The sequence below is a fragment of the Petroclostridium xylanilyticum genome (assembly GCF_002252565.1).
In the GTDB taxonomy this organism is placed as follows: Bacteria; Bacillota; Clostridia; order SK-Y3; family SK-Y3; genus Petroclostridium; species Petroclostridium xylanilyticum.
Genome location: NZ_NPML01000018.1, coordinates 308,452 through 322,941, shown reverse-complemented (window position 1 = coordinate 322,941; position 14,490 = coordinate 308,452). Strand labels below are relative to the sequence as shown.

Sequence of the window (14,490 nt, the reverse complement as noted above, 5' to 3'; positions counted from 1 at the left end):
GGATAATGAAAATTAGGGATATTGTTGAAGTTCCGAAGATAGATACCATTGTAAAATTGACAGAGAATATTTCTAAAAGTGCAGATAAATATAAGATTGAATCTTTATTAAGAGGATATGTTATTACAAACAATGTAGAAGAAAATATCAGCAGACTTTTTTATAAAATTACTCATTTCAAGGACAGGGGACATGGATTTTTGATTTCAGGTCTTCCTGGATGCGGTAAATCTCATTTCATGTCTGTTCTTGGCTTACTAATGAGTAATAATGAGTTTTTCGATTTAATGAAAAATAAAAGTAAAGCAATAGACGATGCAAAGGAACATTTCAGGAATAAAAAGATTTTTGTAGTTCCAATTATTGCAGAAGAAGGAGGACCCAATACTTCACTTGAAGATATGTTTTTTAGGACCGCTGAAAACATTTCAGGGTTTCCATTTACTGATGAAAGTTACTACATAGAACAATTTGAAGAGGCAGTTGTGTCAAATACAAGATATAAAGAGAAAGTAGATGAATTTGCAAGAATTGACTCTAAAGGTAAGTTTGCAAGTTGGACTGATTTGAAGGCTAATCTTGGGGGAAGAGCGTTAACTAAAATTATTAAAAGATTTATAACAAAATATGACATAAGATTTTTCAATCCAGATAGGGGAAGAAAAGACAAACAGGATTACCTCTTTAAATGGTTATACGAAGAGGGGTATGATGGTGTACTTATTCTAATTGATGAGTTATCTGAATATTTGCATGATAGGGGTATTAATGCAAGAAATGACGCACTTTTCTTAAAAGTATTTTTAGAAAATGCAGAAAAGAGAGAAACAGATAAAATAATACCAGCATGGATAGTAGGAGCATTTTTAGAGGATGTTAATGAAGTAAGGGTTCCAGGGGTTTATGACCTAATGAAGGATAGGTTTCCTTCTGAGAACAGGTTCAAGTTAACAGTGGAAGACATTGAGGATATTATTGACCAAAGGCTTATTATTAAAAAAAATCCAAAGAAGATAGAAGAAATATTTTATACTCTTGAAGATAAATACAATGCGTTTAAGAAGGCTGATAAAAATAAGTTTATGAAAATATATCCACTACATCCTGAAACATTGGAGGTATTATCAAAATCACTACGCTTTTTGTCAAGGCAGAGGTCTATTGTTGACTTTGTTTTAAGTCAAGTTAGGGGTAACATCGAGGAAGGTGGAAATATAAAGGGTATTTTGGATGAAGATTGTTTTACCTTAGTAACCCCAGACAGAATTTTGCAGCACTTTAAAGATAGAATAAAAGAATTATCAGATAAAAGGATTTATTTTGACGATATCTATAATTATTTTATGGGCGGAGAAGGAAGAGGAAAGGGTCAACTGGATGTTATTTTTAGTAATAACCAGGAAGACAAAGAAATTGCGGTGAAATTGATTAATGTAATGACCATATTGAAAATTAATGATATGGAGCAGAATTATACAGTAAGAGACCTTACAAATATGATTCAGTATCCCAAAATGAAGGGAGAATTTGCAGAATTAAAAGTAGATGCAATCCTTTCAAAGATTTATGAGCAGGGTAAATATATTGAAAAGCAAGAAAGTGATAAAGGTGAAAGTGAAAACATCTATTTCATCAATAAAGACCTTGGAATAGGCTCAAAAATTCGACAGGATACAAAGAAAGTATTGGATAAACTTGAAGGTAATAATGTATATTCTATTGTTGATGATTTAATGAATGTACTTAATGCAGAGCCTGTTTTATTGAATTCTTTTAGAGAGCCTGCAGAACTAAACATAAAATGGAACGAAAGCAGCAGAAAAGGAATTGTTAAGGTGTATAATCTTACAAGGAGTGAAACAAAAGACAATGTAAGGAGTGCCCTTAATAATCTTAAGCAATCTGAAATAGATTACTATATAAATATAGGAACATTTTTTGAAATTGATGAACAAAAAAGGACGATTGATAAAGAATTGCAAGGTTTAAGTGAAGACGGTCAGATTACGTTTGCACTTTTTGCAAACCATAAAGATAGTTATACAAAAGAATTGGAGAAACGTATAACGAAATGTATTCTTTATTGGCTGCCTTCGGATATTCTTGAAAGTGAAGAGGGCAAAGAACAATTAAAAATTTTAAAGGAATACTATGCCCATCTTGAAGTATTAAAGGATTATAAGCGAGAATATGAAATATCTGCATCCCCTGATGCATTACAATTAAAAGAAAAAGTTGAAGAAATAATTTATAAGGAAGAAGATGAAGTTAGAGAGATTTTAAAGAACTTATATTTAAATGGTGCATTCTATAATATAGATGGCAAAGTAGATGTAAACATTACTGCGTATAGCAAGGAATCTTTTTCAAAAATCATTCAGGCTGCTGTTAGTAAAGTATTAAAAGATGTTTATAAGGATAATCAATTTATTAAGCCAGATGAGGATATAAATTTGTCTGATGTCAGCAGTAATAAATTTATAAAAGAATTCTTATTTGGTAATAAAGATAGGTTATCCTTAACTCCTACAGATTCTAAAATAATCAGTAATATAATCAAAAAATTCGGCGATGTTAGTTATGCTGGTAATGATATTAAATATTCATTAGATAGCAAAAGCAATAAATTAATAAAATTCATTATTGACGAAGTAAACAGAAAAGGCGAAATATCTTATAAAGAATTGTATGAAAAGGTTAGAAAATCAACTTTTGGGCCAGATAAAAATACAGTAGAGATAATTTTTGCGTTAATGATTAAAAAAGGTTATTTGATTCCTATAAAAGGGGATGAAAGGTTAAACGTAAGTCAAATCAAATTGCCTTTAAATAGTTCTGTACAAAAATTTAGATTAGGACAGTTTGTAGATAGCAAGTATTATGAAGGATTAATGAAGTTTTCAAAACTATTTTTAAATAGAAACTTTGAAAAAGAAGATTTAGCAGCCCAGGAAGAATTATGGGAAGATATGCTTTATTTTAAGAAAAAGACCCTTGAGAGTATTGAGAAGATAAAATCAGAGTTACATGAATTTATTAAGAATATGCAAATTGAAGAAAGTGACTTTGAAAAAACCTATGGGGTAATAAACCAATTTACAATTATGCTGGATTCGCTTTCAGAAGAGAATAATTCAAAGGATGGACTAGAATATTTTTGCGAGTTCAATAAACACTTACTTGAAAAGAAGGATGGGAGAGATGTTATTGAGATTTTGTATGAGGATTATCAAAGTATTCTAAACTGGATAAACCCAGGTGAATTTAACAGTTATCCAATAAAACTCCGTAAGATAAATATAGAGTTAAAAAATGAAAATCTGTTTATTCCAGAGGAGGATTCTTATAAAACTTTAAAGGATAGTTATAATGCCATTGTAAAAAAATTAAAGAATGGTGACGACTTCATTTTTATGAATACGAGTGAAGTTGTTATCAAGGCCTATGAGGATTTTAGAAAAGAATATAACAAACGATATGTGATTGAGCATCTTGAGCAAAATGAAAAGCCTGAATTTAAAGAATTAGAATCTATATTTGAGGATGATAATTATAAATTCCTTGGCATGATAAGCCAAATTAAAAACATTAATATGGATTATGATTTTATAAATATAACAGATGATATAAATAGAGAATTAGAGAAAGTGTGTCATAGGTCACCTTTAGCCATATTAGAAAAAGGAGAAGGAGCCTGTGATTGCGGGTTTAAATTAGGCTCAAAGAAGTATGTTGAAGATAAATCAAAATTTATAAAAGGAATATCTAATGCCATTAATGGATATATTGATGCCTTAAATAGTGAATTTAACAAACAGAAAATTTATAAGCATATAAATTATTTGAAACAAATAGGCAAGAAACTGGACATGATAGAGAAAGTGGAAAAAATGTACATGATACCTCTTGATGAAGATAAGGTTTCAAATTATAAGGCATTTATCAGAGCAAATGCTGATGTAATTGATTTTATAAATGAAGCGTTAACTGTTAATGTTGATATTGTTATAAGGGACATTAATAAATTTATTGAAATATTTAAGGACAAGCCTATGCCAAAGGGCGAGTTAATTGATAAGTTTATTAAATACATTAATGGCAGTGACGAAATTAGTGATACTCATTACATTAAGTTAACTGATTTGAAATAGGCTTGTGTGGAAAGGAGGGCTATTATGGAGGATAGTTATAAGTATTATCTTGGTAAGTTTATAGAAAAAAAGACTACATTTTCAAAGCCCTTTATGATGTACCTTGATAAAAGTGGTGTTTTGGATGGATGTGATGAGATAAATGTTTATATCTATCCATATAAATTAGTATCTATTGAAGAGAATGTAATCTTTAGAGCCTATTATGAACACATAAAACATAAATGTGAGGATAGATATATATTTGCTCTCAAGAATGAAGGATTACTAGAGAAACTCCAAGACTTTATTAAGAGAGCAGATGGTGGAAGAGTAAATAATATAGATATTAAAGATGTTTTAGATACTGTAGAAGAAGATTTATTGTGGCATGAAAGAATTAATCATTACAGTGTTTCTGATGTTAGAAATATTTTTAATGAACTTATTCACTACAGAAAGAAGTTCAAGAAGAAAATGATTAACATGGAGGAGGTGGATAGGATAGTCCTATCTGCCTTATATGACATGGATGCTACATCGATTGATGGAGATGCTGATTGTTATATATTTTATAAAAATATAATAGAATTGCATGGTGGAATCAATCAAAAGAATTATGCAACAGATATAAAAGAATTACTTTGTAAAGTCTTTTATGATAATGGCGGAGAACTCATGCACAGCGTGATTAATCAAGGGGTATTTAATGAATTCGAGAAACTGATGTGGACTTGCTACATATTAGATTTTTTTAATAAATTAAATGGAGACAATGTCAAAAAGGTTATAGGATTAGAATTTGTCAAAGTAGAGGCCTTTGAAAGATATTATAAAGACTTGGTTACACAGGTTAAGATTATCGAAAAGAAAGACAAGAAATTATTTGTCTCTATGAAAGATAGAGCGGAAAAGTGGGTATTGGATTCAGGAATAGACCTGTATTCTGTAGAACAGAACCACATACAATTTATTAAAGAAAATATTACTTCTTATATTTGCGTTTTAGATGGGATTAGAAATATAATAAAGGAGTTTAATATTGAAGGACTAAAAAAAGTTTTTAAATACGGCTTGGAAAATCTTCAGGAAGTAAAGGAAACACTAAAAGATATACCTTATACTACTGAAAATACAAATAAGGTTAAGAGTTTTTTTAATGATTTTGTTGAACTTATGTCTCTAGTAGAATCAATTGAAAAAGATTCTGTTAGAATCACTAGTTTAAATCTATATACGGATTGGGTGGACTTATATAGAGATAAACTGTCAAATTTACAGTATCTACTAAGTAAAATTAGATTTTCTGACGAATGGAATATAATCGAGAAGGGGAGATATGCTGCTTTAGATAGAAGAATTAGCAATCTTTTAAACAAGTTTAGAAAAACTTTTGCGGAATTTTATATTAAAAATTATAAGTCCTGGATATCATCTGATTATGGACCGTCGAGACCAATATTAAGCAGCGATATTGAGAAAATAGTAGATTTGAAAGATGATAAAATATTTATCATTATTTTTGATGGAATGAGATATGATGCATGGATTAATGTAGTTTATAAGTATTTTAAAGATATTTTGTTAAACCGTGAAACAAGTATTAAATCATCTTTTTCACTTTTGCCGTCTATTACAGCGATATCTAGAGAAGCCATATACAGGAATATTATAGATAATAATAAAGAGAATGTAACTTATGTGACTAAATCTGAATCTTATTTAAAGCAGGATGATATCGAAGGGAACTTGCTCCTAGATAAAAAGATTAATATTTTTATATATAATATGTTTGATAAAGACGGGCATAGGGCTACAGAGGATTTATATTTGTTTTATGCTAAGCAGGAAAAAGTTTTTGAAAATAGTATAAAGACACTTATTAACAAGATACCTGATAATGCAAGTGTAGTAATAGCAGCAGACCACGGCATGATGCGTGTAGATGAATATATAAATATTAAAGATGTAGATGGCTTAACAACTGTGAAACCAAGATTTTTAGAATCAAAACACTATATAGAACTTGAAGATGGTATAACACTTGATAACTATATATTATCCTATACTAACAGAGGATATTTCATTGGTGGAGGAGAAAAGGATTTTTACAGTCATGGTGGGTGCAGTATTGAAGAAGTAATTATTCCTTTTATATATGCCAGGCCATTACCAAGTAGTAAGTTTACTTCGTATACAGTAACTAAAACAATAGATAGTACCGGAGAAACAGTAATCTTTCATGATGGCAAAAAATTGAAATTGCCATTCAAAATTAATGATAAAGAACATGTATTTTTAACCAATTTATATAGATTTAATTCTCTTAATACAAAAGATATTGAAAAAATATTTAAGAATCAATTTGGGAATGCAGGATTGATTGATGGTATGTTGAGAAGATTTATAAAGAAATTGCAAGGGGCAGGAATTAAAATAATAGATACAACATCAGCAGGGGAGTTTATTGTTTATAAAATTAATACTGAAAATCTCTTTGGAGGTGGATGGAATGAGTGAAGTTCTTAAAGATATAATAAATGCACTTCGAAATGGCACAGTTCCAGCGGAAGGAACAGAATATATTGCCGTTGGCATTGATGAAGAATTAAAAGAGATTGAAAGTCAGTTGGAATATGTAAGAAAAGATAAAAGTGCATTTAAATTTATTATAGGTGATTATGGTTCAGGTAAAACATTTTTTAGTACGGCAGTTAGAGAAATGGCATTTAGCAAGAATTTTGTTGTATCTTCTGTTGTCATATCATCTGAAGCCCCGTTACATAACTTTGAAGAATTATATAGAAAAATAATGGGGGGATTAAGAGTAGCAGATAATAAGAAAATACCTGCTTTTTCTATAATCCTTGAAGAATGGCTTTTAGATTTGGAGGATAAAGTTTCAGCAATTGAAGGAATATCACCTGAAGACAATGAGGAAGAGTTTAAAAAGGCTATGGACAAGAAGATAAATGAGGAGTTGCTTGTTGTAGGTTCAATAGCATCTTCATTTGCTAACTCCATACGGGCATTTTATAATGCTAAATATAAAGGCGATACTATATTAGCCCAGGCTGCAGTAGGGTGGTTAAAAGGTGAGAATATAGGCATAGAAATAAAGAGAAAACTTGGTGTAACTGGTTCTGTAAAAAGAGAGAACTCATTTGAGTTTTTCAGGGCATTGCTTCATATGATAAAAAGCACAGGATATGAAGGCCTTGTGATAATATTAGATGAAGTTGAAACGGTGCAAAAACTACCACGAAAAGATATGAGAGACCAAGCATATGAAAATTTAAGGCTTTTCATTGATGAAACAGATAGAAATGGATTTCCAAACTGCTATTTTCTGTATACTGGTACTGACGAGTTGATGGAAAGTGAGAAGGGTTTTAAGAGTTATGAACCTATTTATCAAAGAGTAAAAGTAGAAAAAGATGAAAAACATAGAAATTTAAGACAACCATTAATTTATCTTGAGAAATTTAATAACGATAAATTAATTCAGATATCCCAAAAAGTAAAGCAGATACATGGACAAGTTTATAATTGGAACCCAGAGTTAAAAATTACAGAGCATTTTATTGAGAAACTTGTCAAGGAAGTGACTTCAGGCTTTGGAGGAGAAATTAAGGTAGGTCCAAGAGGTTATTTAAGGGTTTTTGTTGATATATTAGACAAGGCACAGATGTATGATGACTATATACCTGAAGAGCAGTTTAAATTTAATGATGAATTAATAAATAAAGCAGTTGAAGTAGAAAAGGAAACTGCACACATAGTTAACTTTTAGGTGGTAGGAATATGAGTAACTTTAATCTCTTATGTGAGCCAATTAAAAATGGAATTGTAACAAAATTGGGGTGGAGAAATCTAACGCCGGTGCAAGAGTTGAGTTTCCCTGAAATTATAAGTGGTAAAAATGCTATTATTCTTGCACCTACTGCCGGAGGTAAAACAGAAGCCGCTTTTTTACCAGTACTAAACGTAGTATATTCAGAGAAATTAGAACCTATATCCGTAATTTATGTATCACCTATAAAAGCACTATTAAATAATCAGGAAGAAAGGCTGAAAAAACTTTCTTCTTTTATATATTCGGATGTTTTTAAGTGGCATGGGGATGTAGAAAGTAGCGAAAAGAGAAAGTTCTATAAAAATCCTTCTCAAATTTTAATGATTACCCCTGAGTCCCTTGAAGTGATTTTGATGAGCCAAAAAGTTGATAAAAAGGAACTATTTAAAAATATAAGATTTATAGTAATAGATGAGATACATGCATTTGCGGATAGTGAAAGAGGTATCCATCTTATGGCTGTTGTTGAAAGAATACAATCATTTTCAAAATTCGATATACAACGAATAGGTCTTTCTGCAACAGTAGGAAATCCGCATGAAATTTTAAAGTGGATGCAGGGAAGCAGTACTAGGGAAGGAATAGTAATTAATCCTCCAAAAGAAAAGAAACCTAAAAAAATTGAAATAAAGTATGTGGATGAGACAAAAGATGATTTTCAGAAGGAGATTGCGAAAAGGATTTTTGGGAAAAAAGCACTGTTCTTTTCAAATAGCAGAACAGCAGCAGAAGAATTAAAACTGCTTATTGAAGGTAGTGGTATAGATTGTCATGTGCATCATTCTTCTATTAATAAATATTTTAGAGAAATTGCAGAAGAAAAATTTAAGATAGGCAATAATACTGCTATAATAGCAACAAGTACACTGGAACTTGGTATAGATATAGGAGACCTTGATATTGTTTTGCAGTTAGATTCACCTAATTCCGTATCTTCTTTCTTGCAGAGACTTGGTAGAACGGGAAGAAGGGAGAACAGTATTGCACATTTTGTGTTTTTCCCTACCGATAAGGAGAAACTTGTTTTCTCAATTGCAATATTGAATTTAGCAATTAGAGGATGGGTAGAAGATGTTTATCTTGTAAGAAAGGCTTATGATATACTGTTTCAACAAATATTGGCAATTACCTTATCAACTATGGGAACTGACTTGGAATCCATTTATGAATTATTTAAAAATATATACTCATTTTCAGAAGTATCTAAAGAAGATTTTATGTTTTTAATTAAGCATATGGTGGAGAACAAGTATTTGATGTATGAAAGAGGAAAGATATTTATTGATACTGAAACAGAAAAAAAGTTTGGGGCAAGGAATTTTATAACCTTATACTCTGCTTTTGATACTAATAAAGAGTTTACAGTTAAATATAAAAATCGTCCTATAGGAAGTTTAGAAAGATGGTTTGTAAATGCATTAGGGGATAATTTTCAGTTTGTGCTTGCAGGCAGGTGCTGGCAAACAGATAAAATTGACTATGATAGAGGTATTTTATATGTTATTGAAGCCGAATATGCACGACCTCCAAAATGGATGTCTGAAGGTGGTTTTGTATCATTTGAATTGGCTCAAGAGTATTTAAATGTACTAACGTCAAATGAGGCATACAATTTCTTAAATAAGACGGAACTTGATTTGTTAGATGAAATTCGTTATGAAGAAAGAAGTTTTGGATTAGAAAGAGGTAAAATACTTATTGAAGAAAGCAAAAACGATTATATTTTTTATACATATGCGGGGAATAGAGTAAATTATACGTTGGCAACAGTATTATCTTTAATTAATAGATATTATGATATTGTAGGAGTAACTTGGAAGGGATTTAAACTTCGATGCAGAGATAAAGAATTTAAAATCAATTTTGATATTATATCGGAAGAAATAAATAAGATTAGAACTAATCCAAACTACTTTGAGGAAGACAAAATAACAGAATTAATTGAAAGAGTACCTGATATTACTACATCAAAATTTCAAAGATATTTACCGCAGGAATTAAGAAGAAAACAGTTGTTTGATTATATTTATGACCTTGAGAAAACAAAGGAATTTATTAAAGAAAATCAAATTAAGATATTAAAAATCTATTATTAAACAGGGAGGGGTCTCTATGAACAGTATTGAGAAACAATTAAAAGAACTTGAAAAGAAAGTAAAAAAAGCAGATGGCCGTGCAAATTTTAATGAATTATTCAATAAGGATTTCATGAAGAAGTATACGGATTTCAGTAGTATAGAGGAATTCTTTAAATTTGGAGGATTTGAAGTAAACACTCAAGAGGATTATGACAATCTTGCTCAAGAAGAACTTGATAAAGTGGTTCGTGAGAAAACAAAATTTAAGACTTGGGAAGAGATGCTTCACTGCGCTGGAAAAGAAGAAATGGTAAGGAGATTAAAAAAACAGGGATTTGATGTAAAATAGGATACATCAGCAATTAAATGTGTGAATAAACTCAGTAGTGCTATGGCCAATAACAAGGGAATAGTTTTAAGAAAATGAATGGTGAACAGTATGATTTCTGCTTCTATAGAAAATTTTATCAGGATGTTTTATTGGGGTATTATCACCAGAATGTACGGCAGTTCTCACAGTTCTGTTATAGGGTTTTTGTCAAGCGAATGGATTAAAAAGTCCTCTGACCATTCTGTGTTGGATGGAGCCCCATCTCCTTTTGTTGGCAAGGGAAGAAAAGGACAAAAGAACGCAGATATTCTATTATGTAAAGGAGATAAGCCTTTTATAGTAGTTGAAGTAGAAACAACAGTTGTTAAATATTTAGAGAAGATAGATTCAATTGCAGCCTATTTGGAAAACACGAAAAATTATGATGGGATTGCTTTTGGCCTATTGGTTATGCTCAATTATACAAATGGTGAAAACAAGTATAAGCATAATTGGCATGATGCAAAAGAATATGCCATAAGTAAAGATATCCCGATTGCATTTGTTTCTATTGAAAAGAGAAAGGCAGATTTGGGGGATACTGTTTTGGACCGTTTAAAAAGAAGAAATGAATATTACCCGTGGGAAACCAGCAACATTGATTACTGGATTTATGGAAGTGATAGAAAGATAATTGAAGGGAACTTGTTGAAAAGAAGTAATGTTAATTAACTGCATAACTGAGCAAAGAGGAGAACTAGGGGAATGTTAGGAATAGAGTATTAGTTTTAACTGATTATTGATAATGATTGTAAAATCATAATTCAAGAACTATGCTTAGAGTAAAGTTTTGAAAAACAACAATATAATGAAAGGGGATAAAAATGTCCAAAGAACATCCTTCGGTATTTATCAGTTATAGTTGGGATAGTGAGGAACACGAAAACTGGGTAACAGTTTTAGCGGCTAAATTAAGGGAAAACGGTGTTGATGCAACGATTGATAAATTTGAAACGCAAAGTAAGACTGTTAATTTGAATAGGATGATGATAGAAAAAATAAAAAATAGTGATAATATCTTACTTATTCTTACTGAAAACTATGCTAAGAAAGCAGACACCTTCCAGGGCGGAGTTGGCTATGAGACAAATTTATTAATACGATATATAAAAGATAATCCAGATAAGATAATTCTAATAATGAGGCATAAGGGAGACTATAGAAAGGCTGTTCCATTTTATTTGGAAGGGTTTCATTTCATTGACTTTTCACATGATGACCAATTTGATATTAAGTTTGATGAATTACTGCATAGGATTTATCAGGTAGATGTAATTGATGTACCAAAGGTAGGAGCCAAACCCAAATTGAAATCAAAGAAAATTATTTATGATAGGACAGTAAACGAAATTACTAATATAATTCCCAATTTTAAAGAAATAACGGATTTGGATAAAAACAAATTTATGAAACAAAGTTACTCTAAAATATTATCGCTTTTATACGAATTTGCGGAACAGACCAAACAAAAGAATAATAATTTTGATTACGATAAAGATATTGTACATAATCAAAAGACTATATTGAGATTTTATATTAACGGTATGGAAAAGTATGCAGTTAAGATTTGGCTTGGAAATTTATTTAGTGGTAAAAATCAAAATATTTATTTGTCATATGGAAGATTTAATATTGATAGCGATAATTCGTTTAATGATGTAGTTGAATGTGAAGTAACTAAAACTAAAGATTTAAAATTAAAAATGACAATGAATTTTATGACGGGAAGTAATGCGAGTGATGCATACGGAATTGCCGCTGAAATATGGAAACAAATTGTTCAATATTTAAACCATTAACTCATAAAAAATGAGGTGATTTAAGATGAATGTAGATTTTAAAGAAATTAAGGATTACTTTTATAACAACCGTTACAACAATAATACCGACCGTAAATATGCAAGTATGTTTGAAAAAGTTTCACAAGTAATTGATGAGAATGATATATTATATTTTTATCCAAAATACTTATTTGTTGATGAAAAAACTTTACAGTTATATTTTGTCTTAAAGAACAACAAATTTATTAAAGTTTCGATTAATGGTGATAAGCATATAGTTATAGAATATTTTAATATAAACAAAATTAAGAGTGTTACTTATGAATGTCCTTTAGATGATTATGGCGACTATAGGTTAACTTTGCTTTTTGAAGAAAAGGTAGAAGAAATTACATTTAACAGCAAAGAGGATACAGATGAGGGTTGGAAATATAAATTTGATGAAGCAATATGCAGCATTGCAAAATACTTTTGCACAAATAAATAATCATAGATACTGAGTTTAAAGGAAGTGTGTTTCATGGATAGATATGAACGCATACTCGGAGGGCTTTTTGGCGTTGCCTGTGGAGATGCCCTTGGCGGAACGCTGGAATTCATCTCAAAGGATGAGATTAAAAGGAAATATGGATATTTAAAGGATATTATAGGTGGAGGCTGTTGGGATTTAGCACCTGGAGAAGTGACGGACGATACTATGATGACTATTGCTGTCGCAGAAGGCATCCTGGACAACCCAGAGAATCCTATCGGAGATATCGGAAAACACTTTATTAAATGGTATGATAGTAAACCCAAGGACATAGGCAACATTATCCGAATTGCACTTAGCGAGTATAAACGAAGCAGTGACTGGATGAAAACAGCCTACTACGCCCATCAGACAACAGGTGGTATGAGTGCTGGGAATGGTTCACTTATGAGATGCTTGCCAGTTGCGTTATATTATAATGACGCTGAAAAAATGCTGGAGATAACTGCTTCACAAAGCCTGCTTACCCATTATGACCAGAAAGCAACGGATGCCTGCCAGTTTTATAATCTGTTAGTTTACCAGTATCTCAATGGTAAGCCTAAAGTGCCTTGTATAAGAGAGTACATAGAAAAGTATCCAGAATATAAGCAGGTATTCCAGTTATCAAAAGATGAATTGAAGCCAACGGGATATGTGTTTGATACTTTGATATGTGCATTATGGTGTTTTATTAACACCTCATCCTTTGAGGATGCCGTATGCCAAGCAGCCAACCTTGGTGGAGATGCAGACACTATAGCCGCTATTACAGGAGGAATGGCTGGGGTGTACTATGGCTATGATGCTATCCCTGACAGGTGGAAGGGAAAGATATTGGTAAAAGAGCAGTTAACTTCTATTGCAAAGAGGATAATAAAGGGTAATAGGAAAGTATAGGAATCAAGGGTAATTCAAGGTGATTTTAAGGAGAGAATTTGCATGAATAGATGTCAATGGTGTGGAAAAGACTCTAGCGGGTATGGCATGGTAGTATTAACTATAAAAGAAGGTGAGCCGCCCCAGTCTATATGTGAAGACTGCTATAACAGATATATGGCTGATGCTTTAGGAGTTGAAGACTATAAGAATTTTAAGAAAGAAGCAACTTTTAAAGATTGTGATGGAATAGAACACTGCTTTCAAATAAGAAAGAAAATTCATCCAACAGGTATTTGTTGGGAAGCGGTAGAGTTTACAGGGGTAGATAAAATAGGATATTCCTTTGAGGTACATCAGGATTTTGAAGAAGATTCAAATTATGCCTTAAAAAGGCTTTATAAAAAGATAAGAAAAGGATTATCACAAAAGTTCATAAAAAGAGAAGTATTTCAAGGACATGAACTTATTTCTTTTAAAGGTAATATAGTAGAAGGACGTATTGAATGGGATGATAGATATGATGATAGAACACCCAAATTTATCATAGACGGTCAGGAATACAGCCTAGAAGAATTCGGTAGGATGATGATGTCTTGTGAAGGATGGAACTTTAAGTTAGAGATTATAGAACCTACAGATTAGATATGATATACATAGGATTAATAAATAGATTACATCTATCTATAAGTGTATCGTAGAATAAGGGTATACAAAATGAGAATATATTTTCTTACTCACCCAACAAATGTAGGGCTGAAATGTGAGTAGATGATATTGATTTTGATAAAATGGAGTATTTAATATTATGACCGATTAGAAAGGATATTGGGATTTTAGCAGTCAAGCAACAAAATGTACAGGGCTTTATTTTTTTAACCTACA

The 14,490-nt window shown here is 31.1% G+C and carries 10 protein-coding genes; all 10 read left to right on the top strand.

The annotated features are described in order from the left end of the window. Window positions 1–5 precede the first annotated feature (5 nt). The 10 genes from CIB29_RS11425 to CIB29_RS11380 all read left to right on the top strand — a co-directional run bounded on the left by CIB29_RS11425 (window position 6) and on the right by CIB29_RS11380 (window position 14,250). Complete coding sequence (locus CIB29_RS11425) at window positions 6–4,151, top strand: DUF6079 family protein (protein ID WP_094549793.1); 4,146 nt, start codon at window positions 6–8, stop codon at window positions 4,149–4,151. Between the two features lie 24 nt (window positions 4,152–4,175). Next, window positions 4,176–6,650, top strand: a complete 2,475-nt coding sequence (locus tag CIB29_RS11420; RefSeq protein WP_094549791.1) for a PglZ domain-containing protein — start codon at window positions 4,176–4,178, stop codon at window positions 6,648–6,650. After that, entirely contained in the window at window positions 6,643–7,923 is a 1,281-nt protein-coding gene (brxD, locus tag CIB29_RS11415; protein ID WP_094549789.1) for a BREX system ATP-binding protein BrxD, read from the top strand. The genes CIB29_RS11420 and brxD overlap by 8 nt, the downstream gene beginning before the upstream one ends. 11 nt (window positions 7,924–7,934) lie before the next feature. Further along, on the top strand, window positions 7,935–10,082 hold the full coding sequence (locus tag CIB29_RS11410) for a DEAD/DEAH box helicase (protein ID WP_094549787.1): 2,148 nt from the start codon (window positions 7,935–7,937) through the stop codon (window positions 10,080–10,082). 16 nt (window positions 10,083–10,098) lie between these two features. After that, entirely contained in the window at window positions 10,099–10,413 is a 315-nt protein-coding gene (locus tag CIB29_RS11405; RefSeq protein ID WP_094549785.1) for a hypothetical protein, read from the top strand. Window positions 10,414–10,491: 78 nt separating this feature from the next. Further along, window positions 10,492–11,106, top strand: a complete 615-nt coding sequence (locus CIB29_RS11400; RefSeq protein WP_198543852.1) for a hypothetical protein — start codon at window positions 10,492–10,494, stop codon at window positions 11,104–11,106. Window positions 11,107–11,258: 152 nt separating this feature from the next. Further along, window positions 11,259–12,233 carry a toll/interleukin-1 receptor domain-containing protein gene (locus tag CIB29_RS11395; RefSeq protein ID WP_094549781.1) on the top strand — a complete coding sequence of 325 codons (975 nt, stop codon included), beginning with the start codon at window positions 11,259–11,261 and terminating at the stop codon, window positions 12,231–12,233. Window positions 12,234–12,258: 25 nt separating this feature from the next. After that, window positions 12,259–12,702, top strand: a complete 444-nt coding sequence (locus CIB29_RS11390; RefSeq protein ID WP_094549779.1) for a DUF3908 family protein — start codon at window positions 12,259–12,261, stop codon at window positions 12,700–12,702. Window positions 12,703–12,735: 33 nt separating this feature from the next. After that, complete coding sequence (locus tag CIB29_RS11385; RefSeq protein ID WP_094549777.1) at window positions 12,736–13,626, top strand: ADP-ribosylglycohydrolase family protein; 891 nt, start codon at window positions 12,736–12,738, stop codon at window positions 13,624–13,626. 42 nt (window positions 13,627–13,668) lie between these two features. Further along, a complete protein-coding gene (locus tag CIB29_RS11380; RefSeq protein ID WP_094549776.1) occupies window positions 13,669–14,250 on the top strand; it encodes a DUF7686 domain-containing protein in 582 nt (193 codons plus the stop codon). Window positions 14,251–14,490 lie beyond the last annotated feature (240 nt).